The organism is Pseudomonas sp. MSSRFD41 (genome assembly GCF_014230245.1).
Taxonomy (GTDB): Bacteria; Pseudomonadota; Gammaproteobacteria; order Pseudomonadales; family Pseudomonadaceae; genus Aquipseudomonas; species Aquipseudomonas piscis.
In genome coordinates, this window is record NZ_JACKZK010000001.1 from 117534 (window position 1) to 140693 (window position 23160).

The window sequence follows — 23160 nt, forward strand, 5'->3', positions numbered from 1 at the left end:
CCGCCAAACCGGCGGATGACACTCCTTGTGTCGGAGCACTTCCGATTGCCCCCGTGTGCCACTCAGCGAGTGCGAATTTACCGGTAGGACGCAGCCTGGTGTCGCTTTGCAATATTTCTTCAGAATGTTCGGGCCCATGGCTAGAACACCCACCGTTGCTGGTCCTGGTACACCACCGACGGCGCAATGGTCGCGGGGGCGAAGCCCGGTGAATCACTGAAGCCGACCTGATCCACCGAGGGACTGAAATAACGCTGCACCGGAAGGTCGTAGTGCGGGGTCGACGGAACGACGGTAGCGGTAGAAAAAGCTTCGACCCCCAAGAACGCAGCAAGAGACAGGGTGACGAACTTCGCCAGATCCGCGCCTCTGGAGATTTTTTTCCACCCCATATCCATCATCCCCGACATGTTGCCCATTGCCCTTTTCCTTGCTCGTTCGAGCCGGTATCGTCCTTCCAGGAGTTCGGCGCTGAGGATGCTCCCAACAGCTACCGGCTATTTGATATCAGCGTACCGAGGGAGCAGCGCCCCGAGAGCAATTCGCCACAATTGTTCAGATTCGCCCCCGGCGCCTAAACTTCCCCCAGCCCGAGGCATGCCTCGGACCGCATTCACCCCCTAAGGACCTGCCTCGCATGCGTGTCGCGATACTGGATGACGAACCCGCAGAACTGGCGCGGGTGGAACAGACACTGCGAGATATCCCCGGGCCAGGCGAACAGCCCTGGACCCTGCACCGTTTCGAACGCGGCGAAGACCTGCTGCGCCAGCTACGGCGGGAAACCTTCGACCTGATGATCCTCGACTGGCAAGTACCGGACCTCAGCGGCCTGTCGCTCTTGCGCTGGACCCGGGAGCACATGGACTCGCCACCGGCCGCCATCATGCTCACCAGCCGTGATGCCGAGAGCGATATCGTCCAGGCCCTCAACACCGGCGCCGACGACTACCTGAGCAAGCCCTTCCGTCCCAACGAGCTCAAGGCCCGGGTCAACGCGGTGCTGCGCCGTCATGGCCTGCAGCGCAGCAACAGCGAGGAAGTGCTGAACTTCAACGACCTTTCATTCGACGACGCCGAGCTGACGGTGACCCGCGCCGGCGCGCCCATCAGCCTGACCGAACGCGAGTACCGCCTGGCCCGTTGCCTGTTCGCCAACCTGGGCCGGCCGTTGTCCCGAGAATACTTGTACGAGCGGTTCTGGACCCATGAGGAAATTCTTTCCTCCAGGCCCCTGGATACCCACATCTACCGGCTGCGTAACAAGCTGGGGCTGACTGCGGAGCGGGGCTGGCAGTTGTTGACCATCTACGGTTATGGCTACCGCCTGGAAAGCGTCACGTCCCCTGGCGAGCAGGACAACTGACTGCGTGCCGCCATAAGCGGCTCGATATCATTCCGGGTCCTGCCAGACATCTTCGTAACCGGCGCGGTCGATGATGAAACACGTCCCGCTCGGCAGATACAGATAATCGATCACCTCCGGCAACAACTCGGCCAAGTGCTCGGCGCACAAGGGTTGGTAGAAATCCACAGCGGTGGAATGTTCGCCGCAATGGATAAACCAACTGACCGTACCGTTCTCTGGCAACTCGATCCTTGTGCCATAGATGGGCGAGTGCGCAAGGGAGCCGGTGGCCAGTGCAATCATCGGCTCCGGCGCCTGGGGGGCGAGGTCGTAGCGTTCACAGATCAGCTGCTGTCTTTCGTTCATTGGCCCAGCCATCAAGGGGAAACAGGGAGGTCCTGCCCAGCGCAAAGACCTGTTCGAGTGCAACCGCGTCGTCGCTGTCACCGTCCTCGAAACACCTGAAACGGTGCCCCCGCAGTGCCCGATCCAGGCACTCGTGCATGCCGCGGTTCGGAACAGCAGCTCCATCCAGAGCGCCTGGTCGCTCTCGAAGGTCAGGCGCAGATCATAATCGGCGCTGCTGCCCAGGCCTGGGTCCTTGAACTCGACTACCTGCTCTGCCGCCTGCACCCAGTCCGCATTGCCGCGCAGCTTATCCATGACCTGCCATGCGCCCAGCCATGCCAGCCCGGGCCGGATGAATGGATGAGGGATTGAACAATTTGCCAATAAAAAAGGCCAACGCAAGCGTCGGCCTTTTTATTTTCAGCTGTGTCCCCTGATCAGAAGTCCAGGTTGGACACTGCCAGGGCGTTGCTTTCGATGAAGTCGCGACGAGGTTCGACCGCATCACCCATCAGGGTGTTGAAGATCTGGTCGGCGGCGATGGCATCTTCCACAGTGACCTTGAGCATGCGGCGCATGGTCGGGTCCATGGTGGTTTCCCACAGCTGGTCAGGGTTCATCTCGCCCAGACCTTTGTATCGCTGGATGGTGTGGCGCTTGGTGCTTTCGGCCATCAGCCAGTCCAGGGCTTCCTTGAACTCGGTCACTGGCTTCTTGCGCTCGCCACGTTGCACGTAGGCGCCTTCATCCAGCAGGGTGCTCAGCTGAGCGCCAAGGGATACGACGGTCTTGTAGTCGTTGCTGCCGAAGAAGTCGCGGTTGAAGGTGACGTAGCTCGACAGGCCGTGGGAAATCAGCTCGACCTCTGGCAGCCAGACATTACGCTCGCGGTCTTCGCGCAGGCTGGCCTTGTAGACCAGGCCCGACTTCTCGGAACTGCGCAGGCGGGCGTCGTACTTGGCCAGCCATTCCTGCATGGCGGCGTGGTCGGACAGTTGCTCCAGGCTCACCGGTGGCAGGTAGATGAAGTGCTCGGTCAGCTCCTGTGGGTACAGGCGCGACAGGCGCTTGAGGGTCTTCATCACCATGCGGAAGTCATTGACCAGGCGCTCCAGGGCTTCGCCGGAGATGCCTGGGGCGTCTTCGTTCAAGTGCAGGCTGGCATCTTCCAGAGCCGACTGGGTCATGTAGTCTTCCATGGCGTCGTCGTCTTTGATGTATTGCTCTTGCTTGCCTTTCTTGACCTTGTACAGCGGAGGCTGGGCGATATAGATGTAGCCGCGCTCGATCAGCTCCGGCAGCTGGCGGAAGAAGAAGGTCAGCAGCAGGGTACGGATGTGCGAACCGTCGACGTCAGCATCGGTCATGATGATGATGTTGTGATAGCGCAGCTTGTCGATGTTGTACTCTTCGCGGCCGATGCCACAGCCCAGGGCGGTGATCAGGGTGCCGACCTCCTGGGAAGAGATCATCTTGTCGAAGCGGGCCTTCTCGACGTTGAGGATCTTGCCCTTGAGCGGCAGGATCGCCTGGGTCTTGCGGTTACGGCCCTGCTTGGCAGAACCGCCCGCGGAGTCACCCTCCACCAGGTAGAGTTCGGACAGCGCTGGATCCTTCTCCTGGCAGTCAGCCAGCTTGCCTGGCAGGCCGGCGATATCCAGGGCGCCTTTGCGGCGGGTCATTTCACGAGCCTTGCGCGCAGCTTCACGAGCCCGGGCGGCGTCGATCATCTTGCCGACCACCAGCTTGGCTTCGTTGGGGTTTTCCAGCAGGAAATCGGAGAAGTACTTGCCCATCTCCTGCTCGACCGCGGTCTTCACTTCGGAAGACACCAGCTTGTCCTTGGTCTGGGAGCTGAACTTCGGATCCGGCACCTTCACCGAGATGATCGCGGTCAGGCCTTCACGGGCGTCGTCACCGGTGGTGGCGACCTTGTGCTTCTTGGCCAGGCCTTCCTGCTCGATGTAGTTGTTCAGGTTACGGGTCAGGGCCGAACGGAAGCCCACCAGGTGGGTACCGCCGTCACGCTGGGGAATGTTGTTGGTGAAGCACAGCAGGCTTTCGTTGAAGCTGTCGTTCCACTGCAGGGCGACTTCCACGCCAATGCCATCGTCACGCTGGACGTTGAAGTGGAACACCTGGTTCACCGCAGTCTTGTTGGTGTTCAGGTATTCGACGAAGGCACGCAGGCCACCCTCGTACTTGAACAGCTCTTCCTTGCCGGTGCGCTCGTCCTTGAGGACGATGCCGACGCCGGAGTTGAGGAAAGACAGTTCGCGGATCCGCTTGGCCAGGACATCCCAGCTGAAGTGGATGTTCTTGAAGGTCTCGGCCGAAGGCTTGAAGTGGATCTGGGTACCGGTGGTCTCGCTGTCGCCAACGATCTTCATCCGCTCCTGGGGTACGCCATGGACATAGGTCTGTTCCCAGATCTTGCCGCTACGACGAACGGTAAGCACCAGTTCCTCGGACAAGGCGTTCACCACCGACACCCCCACGCCGTGCAGGCCGCCGGAAACCTTGTAGGAGTTGTCGTCGAACTTACCGCCGGCGTGCAGTACGGTCATGATGACCTCGGCTGCGGAAACGCCTTCTTCCTTGTGCACATCCACCGGGATACCGCGACCGTTGTCGCGTACGGTGATGGATTCGTCCGGGTGGATGATGACGCTGATGTCGTCGCAATGGCCGGCCAAAGCTTCGTCGATCGAGTTGTCGACCACCTCGAACACCATGTGGTGCAGACCGCTACCGTCATCGGTGTCGCCAATGTACATACCGGGACGTTTGCGTACGGCATCCAAACCTTTCAGCACCTTGATGCTGTTCGAGTCGTACGTATTTTCTTCGCTCATGCCTTCACTCCCGATGGTCGTGGGTCTGGGTGATACGGCCTTGTTCCACGTGGAACAAAGCAACTGGCGTTTCCGTCTGCCAGCCTTCCCTCAATAATTCGTGGTCTACACAGGTGATGAACACCTGGCAGCGTAAGTCTTCCAACAAGCGGCAAAGTGCGCGGCGGTGCTGCTCGTCCAACTCGGACGGCAAGTCGTCCACCAGATAAATACACTGACCGCGGCGGGCCTGGCTGACAAGGTGCCCCTGGGCGATACGCAAGGCGCAGACCACCAGCTTCTGCTGGCCCCGGGACAAGATGTCCGCGGCGTTATGTCCGCCTAGGCGCAAGCGCAAATCAGCGCGTTGCGGGCCAGCCTGGGTATGGCCCATTTGCTGATCACGGTGCAGGGCTGTCGCGAGGACTTCACTCAGCTCGCGGTCCTTGTCCCAGCCACGGTAATAGCTAAGCGTCAGGCCCTCGAGCTCCAGCAGTTCGCTCAAGGTCCGCTCAAAGACTGGTTTCAAGGCTTTGATATAGGCGCGGCGGTATTCATCGATTTCAGCGCTGGCCTGGCACAGTTCCCGGTCCCAGGCCGCTTGCGAAGCGGCGTCAAGTGTACCATGCCGCAGCCATGAGTTCCGCTGCCGCAGGGCCTTCTGCAAGCGCTGCCAGGTGGACATGAAGCGAGGTTCCACATGGAACACTCCCCAATCCAGGAACTGTCGGCGGATCTTCGGCGCCCCTTCCAGCAAGCGGAAGCTGTCGGGGTTGATCAACTGCAGCGGCAGGATTTCCGCCAGCTGCGCCGCGCTGCGGGCATTCTGGCCGTCGATACGGATCTGGAACTCCCCCTGGCGGTCACGGGATATCCCCAGGTTGCTATGGCCGCCCTCCGACAGCTCGACCTGGCCGAACACCGTACACGCCAGCTGCTCGTACTGGATGACCGGCAACAGGCGCGCACTGCGAAACGAGCGGGCGAGCCCCAGCAGGTGGATGGCTTCCAGCACGCTGGTCTTGCCACTGCCGTTGGCGCCGTAGAGGAGGTTGATGCGGGGGGAGGGGGAGAAGGTCACCGGGTGCAGATTGCGCACCGCGGTGACCGAGACGCGACTGAGGGACATCTAGCTTCTGCTGAGCATGTTTACAGGCGCATCGGCATGACAACGTAAGCCGAGTCGTCGTTGTCGGACTCTTGCAACAGCGCACTGCTATTGGAGTCGGACAGGATCAGGCGAACCTGCTCTGTGGTCATCACGCCCAGCACATCCAGCAGGTAGCTGACGTTGAAGCCGATCTCCAGTGAACCGCCGTTGTACTCCACGCCCACTTCTTCTTCCGCTTCTTCCTGCTCCGGGTTGTTGGCCTGGATCTTCAGTTGGCCGTTGGCCAACTGCAGGCGGATACCGCGGTACTTCTCGTTGGACAGGATCGCGGTACGGCTGAAGGCCTCGCGCAGGACCTGGCGGTCGCCCAGTACCAGCTTGTCGCCGCCTTTTGGCAGTACACGCTCGTAGTCCGGGAACTTGCCGTCCACCAGCTTGGAGGTGAAAGTGAACTCACCGGTGGTGGCGCGGATGTGGTGCTGGCCCAGGACGATACTGACGTTGCCATCCGGCTCGGTGAGCAGGCGGGCCAGTTCGAGGATGCCTTTGCGCGGCACGATTACCTGGTGACGATCTTGCTGGCCGATGTCGGCTTGCATCGAGCACATGGCCAGGCGATGGCCATCGGTGGCCACGGCGCGGATGATGCCGGCGGAGACTTCCAGCAACATGCCGTTTAGGTAGTAGCGCACGTCCTGCTGGGCCATGGCGAAGCTGGTGCGTTCGATCAGTCGGCGCAGCTTGCTCTGCTCCAGCTGGCAGGTCAGGGAGCCTGGGCCTTCTTCCACGGTAGGGAAGTCGTTGGCCGGCAGGGTCGACAGGGTGAAGCGGCTACGGCCGGCCTTCACCACCAGCTTCTGCTCGTCGACCTTGATGTCGATCAGGGCGTCGTTGGGCAGGCTCTTGCAGATGTCCATCAGCTTGCGCGCGGGAACAGTGATTTCCCCTTGCTCGGCTGGTTCTTCAAGTTGCACGCGACCGACCAGTTCGACTTCCAGGTCGGTACCGGTCAGCGACAACTGCTGGCCCTCGACAACCAGCAGCACGTTGGAAAGCACCGGCAAGGTCTGGCGGCGTTCGACGACGCCGGCGACCAGTTGCAGGGGTTTCAACAGGGCTTCGCGTTGAATGGTGAAATGCATGGTCTAGTCCCTTGCCTTAATAAGCTGCGTTGGAATCATCAAGTGGTCAGGGTACGCAGCAGGTTCTTGTAGTCCTCGCGGATGTCCGCATCGGATTCCTTAAGTTCATTGATCTTGCGGCAGGCGTGCAGGACCGTGGTGTGGTCGCGGCCGCCGAACACATCGCCGATTTCCGGCAGGCTGTGGTTGGTCAATTCCTTGGACAAGGCCATGGCCACCTGGCGTGGGCGGGCGACAGAGCGCGAACGCCGCTTGGACAGCAGGTCGGAAATCTTGATCTTGTAGTACTCGGCGACGGTGCGCTGGATGTTATCCACAGACACCAGCTTGTCCTGCAACGCCAGCAGGTCCTTCAGGGATTCGCGAATCAGCTCGATGGTGATGTCGCGACCCATGAAGTGCGAGTGGGCAATCACCCGCTTGAGCGCGCCTTCCAATTCGCGGACGTTGGAGCGGATCCGCTGGGCGATGAAGAACGCCGCATCGTGAGGCAACTCGACCTTGGCCTGGTCGGCCTTCTTCATCAGGATCGCCACCCGGGTTTCCAGTTCCGGCGGTTCTACTGCAACCGTCAGGCCCCAGCCGAAGCGGGACTTGAGACGCTCTTCCAGGCCCTCGATCTCCTTCGGATAACGGTCGCTGGTGAGAATCACCTGTTGGCCGCCTTCGAGGAGGGCGTTGAAAGTGTGGAAGAACTCTTCCTGGGAACGCTCTTTACGCGCGAAGAACTGGATATCGTCGATCAGCAGTGCGTCCACCGAACGGTAGAAGCGCTTGAATTCGTTGATGGCGTTGAGCTGCAACGCCTTGACCATATCCGCCACGAAGCGCTCGGAATGCAGGTACACGACCTTGGCATTCGGGTTCTTCTTCAGCAGGTGGTTACCCACGGCATGCATCAAGTGGGTCTTACCCAGGCCGACGCCCCCGTAAAGGAAGAGCGGGTTGTAGCCATGCTTGGGGTTGTCCGCTACCTGCCAGGCCGCGGCACGGGCCAGTTGGTTGGACTTGCCCTCGACGAAGTTCTCGAAGGTGAAGGTGCGGTTCAAGTAGCTGGTGTGCTTGAGCGCACCTTCCACCTGGACGGTGCGCTGTTCGGTGCGTACCGGAGCCTGTTGCGAACTGGCCCCCGCCATGGGGTCGAAGCTGTCTCGAGAGGGTTCTTCGCTGGTTTGCTCGGCCTTCTGCTCGACGGCCTGCTTGGCCGGGACAGGAACCGGCGCCGAAGCTGGCGCTACAGGCTCCGCCGCTGCCTTGGCCGCAGCGGCTGCCTGCAACGCCTGGGAGGCAGCTGCGGCCAACGGCGCATTGGGCGCGGCGCGCGGCGCCGAGCTGCGCTTGCTGCCTATTAATAAGGAAAGAACCGGCGCCATACCGTTGCCGTGTTCATCCAGCAACTCGAGCACACGGCCCAGGTACTTTTCATTGACCCAATCGAGAACGAAACGATTCGGTGCGTAGACACGCAACTCGTCGCCTTCGGCTTCGACCTGTAGCGGACGGATCCAAGTGTTGAATTGTTGGGCAGGCAGCTCATCACGCAGAAGCTCCACGCACTGCTGCCAAAGTTCCACTGACACGGATATCCCCTGAGTTGAAAGCCGGTGAGGCAAAAACAAGCGGCCATTGTAACGGTCGGCCGTCCACTTATCCACATGTAGCGTGCCTCTCGCGCACTAAGAATCAATGCGTTAAGTCGAATAAACACGACCAGCGGTATGTACATAAGCTCTGTGGATAACCCCGCTTGAGATCTATGCACAACTCGGGGCCAAACCCAGTGGATAAATCACCTGTGGATAACAAACCTTTCCGCACACAGCTTTTCCGTCCTCGCAGCACAGGTAGAGCACGGTTTCTCAACCGTGTTGTTATCCTCTGTACAGACCGAAATAGAAGGGCTGAAGCTAGTTATCCACAGACGGAGCCTTGCTAAGCTTCTATAAGCTTTACAGAAAAGCTTTAAATACTTTCCTTCTCTATTTTTATATCTGGCTGAACCCGGTTCACAAGCCCGAAATCCGGACATACATAGATAAAGGAAACCTTGGTTGGAAATTGACCTAGAGGCTTGCTTTCTCTAGAATCGCCGATCTCTTAAAACGGGGGCCATTCCGGCCCGTTGTGGACGAACCAGGTAACACGACATGAAACGTACTTTCCAACCAAGCACTATCAAACGCGCTCGTACCCACGGTTTCCGTGCTCGCATGGCTACCAAGAACGGTCGTGCCGTCCTGTCGCGTCGTCGCGCCAAAGGTCGTGCGCGTCTGGCAGTTTGATAATCCGGCACTGGAGGTGAGTCAGGACTTCAGTCGGGAAAAGCGTCTGCTTACTCCTCGACACTTCAAGGCAGTCTTTGACTCCCCTACCGGCAAGGTTCCGGGGAAGAATCTCCTGCTCCTTGCACGCGACAACGATCTTGATCATCCCCGCCTGGGGCTCGTGATCGGAAAGAAGAGCGTGAAGCTCTCCGTTGAACGCAATCGTCTCAAACGTCTAATGCGCGAATCGTTCCGTCTTCACCAGGATTCACTGGTTGGGTGGGACATCGTTATCGTCGCGCGCAAAGGTTTGGGCGACCTAGAAAACCCTGAATTGATCCAGCATTTCGGTAAACTCTGGAAACGCCTGGCCCGCAACAAGCCGGCATCCGCAGCCAAATCCGAAACTGTAGGGGTAGACAGTCCCGATGCGTAAACTGGCACTCGTTCCGATCCAGTTTTACCGCTACGCCATTAGTCCTCTGATGGCCGATCACTGTCGTTTTCACCCCAGTTGTTCCTGCTACGCGTTGGAAGCCATCGAAACCCATGGCCTTCTGCGCGGTGGTTGGCTGACCTTTCGTCGTTTAGGTCGCTGTCATCCATGGAATCCCGGTGGCTATGACCCGGTTCCACCTATCCCCACCTCCCGTTCTTCTTCGATGGCCGAGTAATCATGGATATCAAACGCACGATCCTGATCGTCGCCCTGGCAATCGTGTCCTATGTCATGGTTCTGAAATGGAACCAGGATTATGGCCAGGCTGCCCTGCCGACTCAGAATGTTGCTTCCAGCACGACCACCCCGGGCTTGCCGGACACGCCAACCGGCACTCCAGCCGCCAATGACGACATTCCGCGTGCGGCCAGCGATACCGCTGCCCCCGCCGAAGTGCCAGTGGCCGCCAGCAAAGATCTCATCCAGATCAAAACGGATGTGCTCGACCTCGCCGTCGATCCACAAGGTGGGGATATCGCCCAACTGCGCCTGCCTCTGTACCCACGTCGCCAGGACCATCCGGAAATTCCTTTCCAGTTGTTCGACAACGGCAACGAGCGGACCTATCTGGCCCAAAGCGGCCTGATCGGCAACAACGGCCCGGACGCCAACCCGGCTGGCCGGCCGATCTACTCCTCGGAGAAGAAAAGTTATCAACTGGCTGACGGTCAGGACCAACTCGTAGTCGACCTGAAGTTCAGCAAGGACGGCGTCAACTACATCAAGCGTTTCACCCTCAAGCGCGGCCTGTACGACATCACCGTTTCCTACCTGATCGACAACGAAAGCGCACAACCCTGGACTGGTGCGATGTTCGCCCAGCTCAAGCGCGACGCCAGTTCCGATCCATCCTCCAGCACCGCCACCGGCACTGCGACTTACCTGGGCGCTGCCCTGTGGACAAGTTCAGAGCCGTATAAAAAGGTGTCCATGAAAGACATGGACAAGGTGAACGAGGACAAGACCAAGGCCCCAATCACTGAAAGCGTGCAAGGTGGCTGGGTAGCCTGGCTGCAGCACTACTTCGTGACCGCCTGGATTCCGCCAAAGGGCGAGAACAACCAGGTACTGGCGCGCAAGGACAGCAAAGGCAACTACATCATTGGCTACACCGGTCCTTCGATCACCGTAGCTCCTGGTGCCAAGCTCGAAACCAGCGCCATCCTGTATGCCGGTCCGAAGAGCCAAGCTGTCTTGAAAGAGTTGTCCCCAGGTCTGGAACTGACCGTGGACTACGGTTTCCTGTGGTTCATTGCCCAACCGATCTTCTGGCTGCTGCAACATATCCACAGCCTGGTGGGTAACTGGGGCTGGTCGATCATCTTCCTGACCATGCTGATCAAGGGCATCTTCTTCCCGCTGTCGGCTGCCAGCTACAAGTCCATGGCGCGCATGCGCGCAGTAGCGCCGAAGTTGGCCGCGCTGAAAGAGAAGTTCGGTGACGATCGCCAGAAGATGTCCCAGGCGATGATGGAGCTGTACAAGAAAGAGAAGATCAATCCGCTGGGCGGCTGCTTGCCGATCCTGGTCCAGATGCCGGTCTTCCTGTCCCTGTACTGGGTACTCCTGGAAAGCGTGGAAATGCGCCAGGCGCCGTTCATGCTGTGGATTACCGACCTGTCGATCAAGGATCCGTTCTTCATCCTGCCGATCATCATGGGCGCCACCATGTTCATCCAGCAGCAGCTGAACCCGACTCCTCCGGACCCGATGCAGGCCAAGGTGATGAAAATGATGCCGATCATCTTCACCTTCTTCTTCCTGTGGTTCCCAGCTGGCCTGGTGCTGTACTGGGTAGTGAACAACTGCCTGTCGATCGCCCAACAGTGGTACATCACCCGTAGGATCGAAGCTGCTACCAAGAAAGCAGCGGCCTGACCTACTCTGTGGATAACCACACAAGACGCCCCCTAGTGGGGCGTTTTGCTATCTGTCACTTTTGTCTGGATGTCTGGTTATGAATGTCCCTCGTGAAACCATCGCCGCCATCGCCACCGCCCAGGGGCGCGGTGGCGTGGGCATCGTGCGGATCTCCGGGCCGTTGGCGGCAACGGCTGCCGTGGCCGTCAGTGGCCGTGAACTCAAGCCGCGGTTTGCCCATTACGGAGCCTTTCTCGGCGAGCAAGGTGAAGTCCTGGACGAGGGTATCGCCCTGTATTTCCCGGGTCCGAACTCCTTCACTGGTGAAGATGTACTGGAGCTGCAGGGCCATGGCGGCCCCATCGTCCTCGACATGCTCCTGCAACGTTGCCTGGAACTGGGCTGCCGGCTGGCCAGGCCTGGGGAGTTCAGCGAACGCGCCTTTCTCAACGACAAGCTCGACCTGGCCCAAGCCGAGGCGATCGCCGATCTGATCGAGGCCAGTTCTGCACAGGCTGCACGCAACGCCTTGCGTTCGTTGCAGGGGGCGTTCTCCCAGCGTGTGCATAACTTGACCGAGCAACTCATCGCCCTGCGCATCTATGTCGAAGCCGCCATCGATTTTCCCGAGGAGGAAATCGACTTCCTCGCCGATGGTCATGTCCTCAGCATGCTCGATGCGGTGCGCGATGAGTTATCCACAGTGCTGCGTGAAGCTGGGCAGGGCGCCTTGCTGCGCGATGGCATGACCGTGGTGATCGCCGGTCGTCCGAATGCCGGCAAATCCAGCCTGCTCAATGCCCTGGCCGGGCGCGAGGCAGCCATCGTCACCGATATCGCCGGCACTACCCGGGACATCCTGCGCGAACATATCCACATCGATGGCATGCCACTGCATGTGGTGGATACTGCCGGACTGCGGGATACCGAGGACCAGGTGGAAAAGATCGGTGTCGAACGAGCCCTCAAAGCCATCAGTGAAGCGGATCGGGTGTTGCTGGTGGTGGATGCCACTGCCGCCGAGGCCGCGGATCCTTTCGCCTTGTGGCCCGAATTCCTGCAACAGCGGCCGGATCCGGCCAAGGTCACCCTGATTCGCAACAAGGCCGACCTGAGCGGCGAACCCATCGCCCTGGAAACCTGCGAGGACGGTCATGTCACCATCAGCCTCAGTGCAAAGGCCGCAGGCTCGGGCCTGGAGTTGTTGCGCGAACACCTGAAAGCTTGCATGGGTTATGAACAGACGTCGGAAAGCAGCTTCAGTGCCCGCCGCCGACACCTCGAGGCCCTGCGCTACGCCAGTGCCGCGCTGGAGCATGGCCATGCCCAGCTGACCCTGGCCGGTGCCGGCGAACTGCTGGCCGAGGATCTGCGCCAGGCCCAGCAGTCCCTGGGGGAAATTACCGGGGCTTTCAGTTCCGATGATCTGCTGGGGCGGATCTTCTCCAGCTTCTGTATCGGCAAATAACCTGACGTCCACCGGGCTCCATCAAGGTCTACTAAAACCCTTGAAACCCGCATGAATACTAGGCTTCTTGCGCTGAAACACCCTGAACGCCGTCTGTTTTTATGTCCAAGTAGCGGTTTTGGCCCGAGCCATCCTCTACTTGGACATACGGGAGGAAGAAGGAACAAGGTTTCGATGCTGAGGCCGGTCAGGTGCGCGGCTTGCTCAAGCGCATATTTGACTACGCGCTGACCTGCGGTCTGATTCAGGCCAACCCCGTGACGGCCTTGCCAACGCTGCAGGCCTGGTCCGACACCATCGACTCGTTAGTGCCTACCGCAAATTGGATTGTTTTACGGGAATGAATGATTGGCATCTGGCAGTGCCGTTGATTGACAAGGGCATTGGAGATGTCAGACCGCATCCCACGGCGCGTCACGCCAGCGTTCCAGTAAGAAGTCGCCGAATACCGTCAGCCGACGCGGCACGGGTTCGCGCCGAGCCCGCACGAGACTGATCTGCGAGGGGGTGGCTTCCCATTGTGGCAAGACACGCACTAGGCGTCCGTCGCGCAGTTCTTCGTAAATATCCCAGGTTTCACGCAGTGAGATGCCCAACCCGGCCAGACACCATGCATGCAGCACGTCGCCGCTATCGCTGGATAAGGTTCCCTTGACTGCAACGGGCTTGTCCCTGCGGCCGTTGTGCAGCGGCCAGGTGTTCTGCAGCAGCCCCGGATAGGCGAACACCAGGCAGTTATGCAGCGCCAACTCTTCTGGCTGCATGGGTTGTCCGTGCACTTTTAGATAGGCAGGCGATGCTGCCAGGATGCGCCGATTGTCAGTCATGCGTCGCGCCACCAGCCGCGAATCGGTTAGTTCGCCCATGCGAATCGCCAAGTCCAGATCGCCGCTATACAGGTCCTGTACCTGGTCGGACAGACGCAGGTCGAAGTCGACGCGGGGATGCTGGCGACAAAAATCGTGGATCGCCGAGGCCACGAACTTTCGACCGAAGGGCGTGGGGGCCGTCAAGCGGATGGTGCCGCTCAGCTCCTGGCTGCCACCAGTCGCCAGTTCCTGCACCTCTTCCAATATCCCAAGGGCAACCCGCGCCCGCTGAGCGATGGCCCGGCCTTCGCTGGTGATACGCAGGTTGCGGGTGTTCCGCTCAAACAGCGTGGTGCCCAGCGCCTGTTCCAGCCGGGCGATCTGCTTGCTCACCGTCTTGGGCGCCAGGTGCAGGCTGCGTGCGGCGGCGGAAAAGCTGTGGTGCTCCACCACACGCACGAACACCGCCAAGTCATCCAGATTTCGAAGTGCCATTTGGGTAATTTCAGGGAAAGTCTTTGTCTATTTTGGTCATTTAAAGAATATAGCAAGGCCACCAGAATGACACGCCTATCCCCTTGCTGTCGGGGCACACCTCATTCCGAAGCGCGCCCTGATGCACATCCCATGAGGAATAACCGATGACCCAACGCATTCTTTTTGTCCTGACCAACCATGACCGCAAAGGGCCGGCAAATGTTGCCGATGCTGCGCCCAGCGGGTTCTATCTTTCCGAAGTGACGCACCCGTACGAGGTCTTGAGCGCTGCTGGCTACGACATTGATTTCACCAGCCCCCGGGGAGGCAAGACGCACGTCGATGGGCTAAATCTGGACGATCCGGTCAATGCCGCATTCTGGAACAATGCGGCGCTGCGAGGTGCCACTGAGAGCACCTTGGCACCAGCGCAAGTCGATCCTGATGCCTACGCTGCGGTCTTTTACGCTGGCGGTCACGCTACGATGTGGGATTTCCCTGACAGCAGCGAAATAGCCGCCATCGCGGCACGCATTTACGAGCGTGGCGGAGTGGTCGCAGCTGTGTGCCATGGGCCGGCGGGGCTGGTGAATCTCAAACTGTTCAACGGCCGCTATCTGGTCGAGGGCAAGGACGTGTCGGCCTTCACCAACGACGAAGAACGTGCGGTCGGCCTGTACGACACCGTGCCGTTCCTGCTGGCCGATGCCTTGGAGGAGCGCGGTGCCCGGCATATTTCAGCACCGAACTTCCTGGCCCAGGTGGTGGTCAGCGAGCGCCTGGTAACGGGCCAGAACCCGGCCTCTGCCAAGGGCGTGGCCGAGGCGATGCTGCCGTTGTTGGCAGAGCGGACCTGAGCCATGGCTGAGCGCGGGCCCTTCGTCATCCAGGTCTTCGCACAAGGCCCGGTTGAAGGCCGCCCTCGACTCGTACCCGGCACGCAACGCCACAAACCCGGAGCAAAACATGCAGCATGTGGATGCCCGTGGCCCGAGTAGCGCGGGCGTCCACGCTGGAGTTTGTCGCCGGTCACCACCGTTATGCCCGGCCGAATGAAGCCTGTTCCGAAGCTCAACCCCAGGACCTGCGTGTCGCCACCTTCGAATCGCCCGCCGTTTCGACCCAGGACACTCTAGAGGTTGAAGCCGAAAGCTTGAACGACACCCTCTCGACGAGCCAATCGCTGCCAGGCAATGACATGGCCAGCGCCAGAAGTACTGGCTGGTCCTGGCCATTGTCATGCTGGGGTTCAAGGTCGCCTGGTAAAACGCCCCGAGTAACCCGCTCCAATCATCACGTCGTGTTATCCACAGACAGGCTTGTACAGCCTGTCTGTCTATCCTCCTCCCTGATCGATGTGCTGTAGCCATTGAGAACACAGCAAGGCCAACCTGTACCTGGATTTCCCTGGAAGCAGGTGTTTTCTGTGGATTAAGCCCTGTGAATAACCATCCTTCAGCACAGTTGATAACCCGGCCTCAAAGCTGAGGAGAATTGCCTCTGTGGATAATCGGCACATTAATCCACAGGCTTAAACCGGTTATCCAATGGCCTCCGTAGCACCTAACCACAGAGTTTAAAATCTCTGTACACCTTTAAAATAAAGGCTTATAGAAATCTATCCACAGATAGGCGAGGCCTAAGAATAAACATAAAAACAAGGTTTTAATAAATTTCTCTCTTTTTAATTTCTATTGTTCGCCAGTCATCCACAAGCTGGTTAAATTTTGTGCAAAGGGTTCTTTAGAAAGGGCGAAGTCCCTATACTTGCCCCCTTGGTCGAAAAACCAACCCAACAACCATTCCTAATTACTCCTACTTGAAGCAGGCACGAGGTGCGTGGTGGATTTCCCTTCCCGTTTTGAAGTGATCGTCATCGGCGGCGGTCATGCCGGTACCGAGGCAGCACTTGCATCAGCACGCATGGGGGCAAAGACCCTGTTGCTGACGCATAACGTGGAAACCCTCGGAGCCATGAGCTGCAATCCCGCGATCGGCGGGATCGGCAAGAGCCATCTGGTCAAGGAAATCGACGCCCTGGGCGGCGCGATGGCCATGGCTACAGATAAAGGCGGCATCCAGTTCCGTGTATTGAACAGCCGCAAAGGCCCAGCAGTACGTGCCACCCGGGCCCAGGCCGACCGCATCCTGTACAAGGCTGCGGTACGCGAGATTCTCGAGAACCAGCCGAACCTGTGGATATTTCAACAGGCGGCGGACGACCTGATCGTCGAGCAGGATCAGGTCCGTGGTGTAGTGACCCAGATGGGCCTGCGTTTCTTCGCCGATTCGGTGGTATTGACCACCGGTACCTTCCTCGGCGGACTTATCCACATCGGATTGCAGAACTATTCCGGCGGTCGTGCCGGTGACCCACCTTCGATTGCCCTGGCACAACGCCTGCGGGAACTGCCACTACGGGTCGGGCGCCTGAAAACCGGTACCCCACCGCGTATCGATGCCCGTTCCGTGGATTTCTCGGTGATGACCGAACAGCCGGGCGATACGCCTATCCCGGTGATGTCGTTCCTGGGTTCCAAGGAACAGCATCCGCGGCAGATCAGCTGCTGGATTACCCACACCAATGCGCGCACCCACGAGATCATCGCGTCGAACCTCGATCGTTCGCCGATGTACTCCGGGGTCATCGAAGGCATTGGCCCGCGCTACTGCCCATCGATCGAAGACAAGATCCATCGCTTTGCCGACAAGGAAAGCCACCAGGTCTTCATCGAGCCCGAAGGCCTGACCACCCACGAGTTGTATCCGAACGGGATATCAACATCTCTGCCGTTCGATGTGCAGTTGCAGATCGTGCAATCGATCCGGGGCATGGAAAACGCCCATATCGTGCGGCCGGGCTACGCCATCGAATACGACTATTTCGATCCGCGGGACTTGAAGTACAGCCTGGAGACCAAAGTCATCGGTGGCCTGTTCTTCGCTGGCCAGATCAATGGCACTACCGGTTACGAAGAAGCTGGCGCGCAAGGCCTGCTGGCCGGGGCCAACGCGGCATTGCGTGCCCAGGGCAAGGACAGCTGGTGCCCCCGTCGCGACGAAGCCTACATCGGGGTGTTGGTCGATGACCTGATTACCCTGGGTACCCAGGAACCGTACCGCATGTTCACTTCGCGGGCGGAGTACCGCCTGATCCTGCGCGAAGACAATGCCGACCTGCGCCTGACCGAGAAAGGTCGAGAGCTGGGTCTGGTGGATGACGCGCGCTGGGCGGCGTTCTGCAAGAAACGCGAGGGCATAGCCCTGGAAGAACAGCGCTTGAAGTCCACCTGGGTTCGCCCCGGTACTGAGCAGGGCGATGCGATTGCACAAAAATTCGGCACACCGCTGACCCACGAGTACAACCTGTTGAACCTGCTGAGTCGTCCAGAGATCGACTACGCTGGGCTGGTCGAAGTGACCGGGCAGGGGGCGGAGGATCCACAGGTCGCCGAGCAGGTCGAGATCAAGACCAAGTACGCCGGCTACATCGATCGCCAGCAGGATGAAATTGCTCGCCTGCGGGCCAGCGAGGACACCAAGCTGCCTGTGGATATCGATTACGCCACCATCTCCGGACTGTCCAAGGAAATCCAGGGCAAGCTGGGCGCGACTCGTCCGGAAACCCTGGGCCAGGCATCACGCATTCCCGGCGTGACTCCCGCGGCCATTTCCCTGTTGATGATTCACTTGAAAAAACGCGGCGCCGGCCGTCAGTTGGAGCAAAGCGCTTGAGTTCACAGGTCACCTCGCAACATGCGGATGAATTATCCACAGGCGCCCGCCAACTCGGTGTCGAGCTGAGCCCGGGCCAGCATGAATCGCTGCTGGGCTACCTGGCGCTGCTGATCAAGTGGAACAAGGCCTATAACCTGACCGCCGTGCGCGATCCCGATGAAATGGTTTCGCGCCACTTGCTCGACAGCCTGAGCGTGATGTCGTTCATCGAGGACGGCCGCTGGCTGGATGTGGGCAGTGGCGGCGGGATGCCGGGGATTCCCCTGGCGATCCTGTTTCCCGGATCCCAGGTCACCTGCCTGGACAGCAACGGCAAGAAGACCCGCTTCCTGACCCAGGTCAAACTCGAACTCAAGCTGGATAACCTGCAAGTTATCCACAGCCGGGTCGAGGCCTTCACTCCAGAGCAGCCTTTCAACGGGATCATTTCCCGGGCGTTCAGCAGCATGGAGAACTTCACCAGCTGGACCCGCCACCTTGGGGACAGCGATACACGCTGGCTGGCAATGAAGGGCGTCCATCCCTCTGATGAGCTGTTAGCATTGCCGGCAGACTTCCACCTCGATAGCGAACACGCCTTGGCCGTACCCGGTTGCCAAGGCCAACGCCATCTGCTGATACTGCGCCGCACGGCATGATTGGGAACACAAGCAAGAATGGCTAAGGTATTCGCGATAGCGAACCAGAAAGGTGGTGTGGGCAAGACCACCACCTGCATCAACCTCGCGGCATCCCTGGTAGCGACCAAGCGCCGGGTGCTGCTGATCGACCTTGATCCACAGGGCAACGCCACCATGGGGAGCGGTGTGGATAAACATGGCCTGGAAAACTCGGTCTACGACTTGCTGATCGGCGAGTGCGACCTGGCCCAGGCCATGCACTTTTCCGAACACGGCGGCTACCAGCTGTTGCCGGCCAACCGCGACCTGACCGCGGCGGAAGTGGTCCTGCTGGAAATGCAGATGAAGGAAAGTCGGCTGCGCAGTGCCCTGGCCCCGATCCGCGAGAACTATGACTACATCCTGATCGATTGCCCGCCGTCGCTGTCGATGCTGACCCTCAACGCCCTGGTGGCTGCCGATGGCGTCATCATCCCCATGCAGTGCGAGTATTACGCACTGGAAGGCTTGAGCGACCTTGTGGATAACATCAAGCGCATCGGTGAACTGCTCAATCCCGAGCTGAAGATCGAAGGCTTGCTGCGCACCATGTTCGACCCGCGCCTGAGCCTGATGAACGATGTTTCCGCGCAGCTCAAGGAACACTTCGGCGATCAGCTGTACGACACCGTGATCCCGCGCAACATCCGCCTGGCCGAGGCGCCGAGCTACGGCATGCCGGCATTGGCGTACGACAAGCAATCCCGCGGCGCATTGGCCTACCTGGCCCTGGCCGGCGAGATGGTTCGCCGGCAACGTAGACAAGCGCGCATCGCAGCCGCCCAGCCAACTTAAGGAATCCCCATGGCCGTCAAGAAACGTGGTCTCGGACGTGGACTGGATGCACTGTTGAGTGGTCCGACTGTCAGCGCCCTGGAAGAACAAGCCGCGCAGGTCGACCAGCGTGAACTGCAACACCTGCCGCTGGACCTGATCCAGCGTGGCAAGTACCAGCCCCGTCGGGACATGGACCCGCAAGCGCTGGAGGAACTGGCGAATTCGATCAGGACCCAGGGAGTGATGCAGCCCATCGTGGTGCGCCCCATCGGCGCCGGTCGGTTTGAAATCATCGCCGGTGAACGCCGCTGGCGCGCCAGCCAGCAGGCTGGCCAGGAAACCATTCCGGCGGTGGTCCGCGATGTGCCGGATGAAACCGCCATTGCCCTGGCGCTGATCGAGAACATCCAGCGTGAAGATCTCAATCCCATCGAGGAAGCACTGGCCCTGCAGCGCCTGCAGCAGGAGTTCCAGCTGACCCAGCAACAGGTTGCCGAAGCCGTGGGCAAGTCCCGCGTCAGCGTGGCCAACCTGTTGCGCCTGATCTCCCTGCCCGAGGTGATCAAGACCATGTTGTCCCATGGCGACCTGGAAATGGGACATGCCCGCGCATTGCTTGGATTGCCGGAAAATCAACAGGTTGAAGGGGCGCGACACGTTGTCGCACGAGGCCTGACGGTGCGTCAGACCGAGGCCTTGGTTCGCCAGTGGCTCAGCGGCAAGCAAGAGCCTGCTGAACCGGTCAAGCCCGATCCGGATATCGCTCGCCTGGAGCAGCGTTTGGCCGAGCGCCTAGGCTCTGCGGTGCAGATTCGCCACGGCAAGAAGGGCAAGGGGCAGCTGGTGATCGGCTACAACTCCCTGGATGAGCTGCAGGGCGTCCTCGCTCACATCCGTTGAAACATTTCCTTGTGTAGCGCGCAGTCGGAAATCACTACCCGGCAGTTGAATAGGGGCTGAACCGCCCCTATACTCTGCGCGCATTTTGTCGGCACAAATTATGCCAAGTCACAGAATTCTGGCAGCCGACCCTTGAGGAGCAAGAGCGATGGAAACCCGCACGCCAAACCGCCTGCCGTTCCATCGCTTGGCGGTTTTCCCGGTTTTACTGGCTCAGTTGGTCATTTTACTGATAGCCGCTCTGGCGCTTTGGCAATGGCGTGGAGTCGTAGCCGGATATTCAGGCCTTTGCGGAGGGCTGATAGCCTTGCTACCCAATGTGTATTTCGCTCACAGGGCATTTCGGTTTTCCGGCGCCCGAGCGGCCCAAGCCATCGTCCGGTCTTTTTATGCCGGCGAGGCGGGCAAATTGATTTTGACGGCAGTGCTGTTCGCGCTGACGTTTGCAGGTGTGAAGCCTTTGGCGCCGCTGGCAGTATTCGGCGTCTTCGTGCTGACCCAGCTGGTCAGCTGGTTCGCTCCCCTGCTAATGAGAACAAGACTTTCGAGACCTTAGGGCGTTTGAGGCAACCATGTCAGCAGAAACAACCGCTTCGGGCTATATCCAGCACCACTTGCAGAACCTGACCTTCGGTCAGCTACCCAATGGGAGCTGGGGTTTTGCCCACTCCGCAGCAGAAGCCAAGGAAATGGGCTTCTGGGCATTCCACGTCGATACCCTCGGCTGGTCTGTCGCACTGGGTGTGATCTTCATTCTTCTGTTCCGCATGGCGGCCAAGAAGGCGACTTCCGGCGTGCCGGGCGCTTTGCAGAACTTCGTCGAAGTGATGGTCGGCTTCGTCGATGGCAGCGTGAAGGACAGCTTCCACGGTCGCAGCCCGGTCATCGCACCGCTGGCTCTGACCATCTTCGTCTGGGTGTTCCTGATGAACGCTATTGACCTGGTTCCTGTGGACTGGATCCCGCAACTGGCGATGCTGATTTCCGGCGACCCGCACATTCCATTCCGTGCCGTTTCCACCACTGACCCGAACGCTACCCTGGGCATGGCCCTGTCGGTATTCGCGTTGATCATCTTCTACAGCATCAAGGTCAAGGGCATCGGCGGCTTCATCGGTGAACTGACCCTGCATCCGTTCGGTAGCAAGAACATCCTGGTCCAGGCCCTGCTGATTCCAGTGAACTTCCTGCTGGAGTTCGTGACCCTGGTAGCCAAGCCGATCTCCCTGGCACTGCGTCTGTTCGGCAACATGTACGCCGGCGAGCTGGTGTTCATCCTGATTGCCGTGATGTTCGGCAGCGGCCTGCTGTGGCTCAGCGGCATGGGTGTGGTTCTGCAATGGGCGTGGGCCGTGTTCCACATCCTGATCATCACCTTGCAGGCTTTCATCTTCATGATGCTGACCATCGTCTACCTGTCGATGGCTCACGAAGAGAATCATTAAGACCAGTCTCGACTAGTCTGATGTCCCTCTCGTTGCGGCGGGAGGGGCCCATCTCGGGCACGATGAAACGATTTGTTTTACCGCTTTAATCTAAAAAACCTAAACCATACGACGTAAAAGTCGGGAGGAAAGATGGAAACTGTAGTTGGTCTAACCGCTATCGCTGTTGCACTGTTGATCGGCCTGGGCGCACTGGGTACCGCAATTGGTTTCGGCCTGCTGGGCGGCAAGTTCCTGGAAGGCGCTGCGCGTCAGCCAGAAATGGTTCCAATGCTGCAAGTTAAGATGTTCATCGTTGCCGGTCTGCTCGACGCCGTAACCATGATCGGTGTTGGTATCGCTCTGTTCTTCACCTTCGCGAACCCCTTCGTTGGTCAACTCGCTGGCTAATCACTCGAGTATTCGAGTTGATTGGTGTGACGGACAACGAACGAGCGAGGTGTTGGCGTGAACATTAATGCAACCCTGATTGGCCAGTCCGTTGCGTTCTTAATTTTTGTACTGTTCTGCATGAAGTTCATTTGGCCTCCGGTCATTGCAGCTCTGCACGAACGTCAAAAGAAGATCGCGGATGGACTGGACGCTGCCAGCCGAGCAGCTCGTGACCTGGAACTGGCCCAAGATAAAGCGGGTCAGCAACTGCGCGAAGCCAAAGCTCAGGCAGCTGAAATCATCGAGCAAGCCAAGAAGCGCGGTTCTCAGATCGTCGACGAAGCCCGTGAACAGGCCCGTGTCGAAGCTGAACGCGTGAAGGCTCAGGCTCAGGCCGAGATCGAACAGGAACTGAACAGCGTCAAAGACGCGCTGCGCGCCCAACTGGGTAGCCTGGCAGTCAATGGTGCAGAGAAGATCCTGGGCGCCACAATCGATCAAAACGCGCACGCAGACCTGGTTAACAAACTGGCTGCTGAAATTTAAGCGAGGGCGATCATGGCAGAACTGACCACGTTGGCCCGACCTTACGCTAAGGCGGCCTTCGAGCACGCTCAGGCCCACCAGCAGCTGGCCTCTTGGTCAGCCATGCTCGGCCTGGCTGCAGCGGTGTCACAAGATGACACCATGCAGCGCGTGCTTAAGGCCCCGCGACTGACGAGCGCAGAAAAGGCCAACACTTTTATCGAAGTGTGTGGCGACAAGTTTGATGCACAGGCACAGAATTTCATTCAAGTTGCCGCCGAGAACGATCGTCTCCTGCTGTTGCCGGAGATCTCCGCTCTGTTCGACCTGTACAAGGCCGAGCAAGAGAAGTCGGTGGACGTGGATGTGACCAGTGCTTTTGCATTGAACCAAGAACAGCAAGACAAACTCGCCACGGTTCTCAGTGCACGGCTCGGCCGGGAAGTGCGCCTGCACGCTGCGGAGGATGCCAGCCTGATTGGTGGCGTCGTGATCCGCGCCGGCGACCTGGTTATCGATGGCTCGATTCGCGGCAAACTCGCGAACCTTGCCGAAGCATTGAAATCTTGAGTTTGAAGGGGCAG

Annotated in this window: 23 protein-coding genes; 16 read left to right on the forward strand and 7 right to left on the reverse strand. The window is 59.3% G+C overall.

Features of this window, described 5'->3' with window-relative positions:
* Nucleotides 1-140: 140 nt before the first annotated feature.
* Nucleotides 141-419, reverse strand: coding sequence for a hypothetical protein (locus H7A76_RS00590; RefSeq protein WP_185696748.1), 279 nt, complete (start codon nucleotides 417-419; stop codon nucleotides 141-143).
* Nucleotides 420-637: 218 nt separating this feature from the next.
* Here H7A76_RS00590 and H7A76_RS00595 point away from each other — a divergent pair, with 218 nt between their 5' ends.
* Nucleotides 638-1366 (forward strand): response regulator transcription factor, encoded by a 729-nt coding sequence (locus tag H7A76_RS00595; protein WP_185696749.1) that lies wholly within the window; start codon nucleotides 638-640, stop codon nucleotides 1364-1366.
* A gap of 27 nt (nucleotides 1367-1393) precedes the next feature.
* Here H7A76_RS00595 and H7A76_RS00600 read toward each other — a convergent pair whose 3' ends face one another.
* From H7A76_RS00600 to dnaA, 5 genes are all read right to left on the reverse strand, one after another.
* On the reverse strand, nucleotides 1394-1714 hold the full coding sequence (locus H7A76_RS00600) for a hypothetical protein (RefSeq protein WP_185697249.1): 321 nt from the start codon (nucleotides 1712-1714) through the stop codon (nucleotides 1394-1396).
* A gap of 419 nt (nucleotides 1715-2133) precedes the next feature.
* Nucleotides 2134-4551: a DNA topoisomerase (ATP-hydrolyzing) subunit B gene (gene gyrB, locus H7A76_RS00605; protein WP_185696750.1), complete on the reverse strand. Its 2418-nt coding sequence runs from the start codon at nucleotides 4549-4551 to the stop codon at nucleotides 2134-2136.
* A 4-nt stretch (nucleotides 4552-4555) separates the two neighbouring features.
* Complete coding sequence (gene recF / locus H7A76_RS00610) at nucleotides 4556-5659, reverse strand: DNA replication/repair protein RecF (RefSeq protein ID WP_022638828.1); 1104 nt, start codon at nucleotides 5657-5659, stop codon at nucleotides 4556-4558.
* Nucleotides 5660-5679: 20 nt separating this feature from the next.
* Nucleotides 5680-6783 carry a DNA polymerase III subunit beta gene (dnaN, locus tag H7A76_RS00615; protein WP_185696751.1) on the reverse strand — a complete coding sequence of 368 codons (1104 nt, stop codon included), beginning with the start codon at nucleotides 6781-6783 and terminating at the stop codon, nucleotides 5680-5682.
* A 38-nt stretch (nucleotides 6784-6821) separates the two neighbouring features.
* Nucleotides 6822-8363 carry a chromosomal replication initiator protein DnaA gene (gene dnaA / locus H7A76_RS00620; RefSeq protein ID WP_185696752.1) on the reverse strand — a complete coding sequence of 514 codons (1542 nt, stop codon included), beginning with the start codon at nucleotides 8361-8363 and terminating at the stop codon, nucleotides 6822-6824.
* Nucleotides 8364-8930: 567 nt separating this feature from the next.
* Between dnaA and rpmH the strand changes: the two genes are divergently transcribed.
* The 5 genes from rpmH (at nucleotide 8931) to mnmE (ending at nucleotide 12874) form a co-directional block, all read left to right on the forward strand.
* On the forward strand, nucleotides 8931-9065 hold the full coding sequence (rpmH, locus tag H7A76_RS00625; RefSeq protein ID WP_003213577.1) for a 50S ribosomal protein L34: 135 nt from the start codon (nucleotides 8931-8933) through the stop codon (nucleotides 9063-9065).
* Nucleotides 9066-9081: 16 nt separating this feature from the next.
* On the forward strand, nucleotides 9082-9483 hold the full coding sequence (rnpA, locus tag H7A76_RS00630) for a ribonuclease P protein component (RefSeq protein ID WP_312026234.1): 402 nt from the start codon (nucleotides 9082-9084) through the stop codon (nucleotides 9481-9483).
* Nucleotides 9476-9721 (forward strand): membrane protein insertion efficiency factor YidD, encoded by a 246-nt coding sequence (gene yidD / locus H7A76_RS00635; protein ID WP_083235628.1) that lies wholly within the window; start codon nucleotides 9476-9478, stop codon nucleotides 9719-9721. The genes rnpA and yidD overlap by 8 nt, the downstream gene beginning before the upstream one ends.
* Before the next feature lie 2 nt (nucleotides 9722-9723).
* Nucleotides 9724-11424 carry a membrane protein insertase YidC gene (gene yidC / locus H7A76_RS00640; protein WP_185696754.1) on the forward strand — a complete coding sequence of 567 codons (1701 nt, stop codon included), beginning with the start codon at nucleotides 9724-9726 and terminating at the stop codon, nucleotides 11422-11424.
* 79 nt (nucleotides 11425-11503) lie between these two features.
* Nucleotides 11504-12874 carry a tRNA uridine-5-carboxymethylaminomethyl(34) synthesis GTPase MnmE gene (gene mnmE, locus H7A76_RS00645; RefSeq protein WP_185696755.1) on the forward strand — a complete coding sequence of 457 codons (1371 nt, stop codon included), beginning with the start codon at nucleotides 11504-11506 and terminating at the stop codon, nucleotides 12872-12874.
* Between the two features lie 392 nt (nucleotides 12875-13266).
* On the opposite strand, the gene H7A76_RS00650 is transcribed toward mnmE, so the two are convergent.
* Complete coding sequence (locus H7A76_RS00650) at nucleotides 13267-14178, reverse strand: LysR family transcriptional regulator (RefSeq protein WP_185696756.1); 912 nt, start codon at nucleotides 14176-14178, stop codon at nucleotides 13267-13269.
* A 146-nt stretch (nucleotides 14179-14324) separates the two neighbouring features.
* Here H7A76_RS00650 and H7A76_RS00655 point away from each other — a divergent pair, with 146 nt between their 5' ends.
* The 10 genes from H7A76_RS00655 to H7A76_RS00700 all read left to right on the forward strand — a co-directional run bounded on the left by H7A76_RS00655 (nucleotide 14325) and on the right by H7A76_RS00700 (nucleotide 23146).
* Nucleotides 14325-15017 (forward strand): type 1 glutamine amidotransferase domain-containing protein, encoded by a 693-nt coding sequence (locus H7A76_RS00655; protein WP_185696757.1) that lies wholly within the window; start codon nucleotides 14325-14327, stop codon nucleotides 15015-15017.
* Between the two features lie 985 nt (nucleotides 15018-16002).
* A complete protein-coding gene (mnmG, locus tag H7A76_RS00660; RefSeq protein WP_185696758.1) occupies nucleotides 16003-17895 on the forward strand; it encodes a tRNA uridine-5-carboxymethylaminomethyl(34) synthesis enzyme MnmG in 1893 nt (630 codons plus the stop codon).
* Nucleotides 17892-18536: a 16S rRNA (guanine(527)-N(7))-methyltransferase RsmG gene (gene rsmG, locus H7A76_RS00665; protein ID WP_185696759.1), complete on the forward strand. Its 645-nt coding sequence runs from the start codon at nucleotides 17892-17894 to the stop codon at nucleotides 18534-18536. The genes mnmG and rsmG overlap by 4 nt, the downstream gene beginning before the upstream one ends.
* A gap of 18 nt (nucleotides 18537-18554) precedes the next feature.
* Nucleotides 18555-19352 carry a ParA family protein gene (locus H7A76_RS00670; protein ID WP_185696760.1) on the forward strand — a complete coding sequence of 266 codons (798 nt, stop codon included), beginning with the start codon at nucleotides 18555-18557 and terminating at the stop codon, nucleotides 19350-19352.
* 9 nt (nucleotides 19353-19361) lie between these two features.
* On the forward strand, nucleotides 19362-20234 hold the full coding sequence (locus H7A76_RS00675; protein WP_185696761.1) for a ParB/RepB/Spo0J family partition protein: 873 nt from the start codon (nucleotides 19362-19364) through the stop codon (nucleotides 20232-20234).
* A gap of 148 nt (nucleotides 20235-20382) precedes the next feature.
* Nucleotides 20383-20790 (forward strand): F0F1 ATP synthase subunit I, encoded by a 408-nt coding sequence (locus tag H7A76_RS00680; protein WP_016964883.1) that lies wholly within the window; start codon nucleotides 20383-20385, stop codon nucleotides 20788-20790.
* A 16-nt stretch (nucleotides 20791-20806) separates the two neighbouring features.
* Complete coding sequence (atpB, locus tag H7A76_RS00685; RefSeq protein WP_053137789.1) at nucleotides 20807-21679, forward strand: F0F1 ATP synthase subunit A; 873 nt, start codon at nucleotides 20807-20809, stop codon at nucleotides 21677-21679.
* A 132-nt stretch (nucleotides 21680-21811) separates the two neighbouring features.
* The gene (gene atpE / locus H7A76_RS00690; protein ID WP_002555987.1) at nucleotides 21812-22069 is read left to right on the forward strand and encodes a F0F1 ATP synthase subunit C; all 258 of its coding nucleotides are present in this window, start codon (nucleotides 21812-21814) and stop codon (nucleotides 22067-22069) included.
* A 57-nt stretch (nucleotides 22070-22126) separates the two neighbouring features.
* Entirely contained in the window at nucleotides 22127-22597 is a 471-nt protein-coding gene (locus tag H7A76_RS00695) for a F0F1 ATP synthase subunit B (RefSeq protein WP_185696762.1), read from the forward strand.
* A gap of 12 nt (nucleotides 22598-22609) precedes the next feature.
* Entirely contained in the window at nucleotides 22610-23146 is a 537-nt protein-coding gene (locus H7A76_RS00700; protein WP_185696763.1) for a F0F1 ATP synthase subunit delta, read from the forward strand.
* Nucleotides 23147-23160 lie beyond the last annotated feature (14 nt).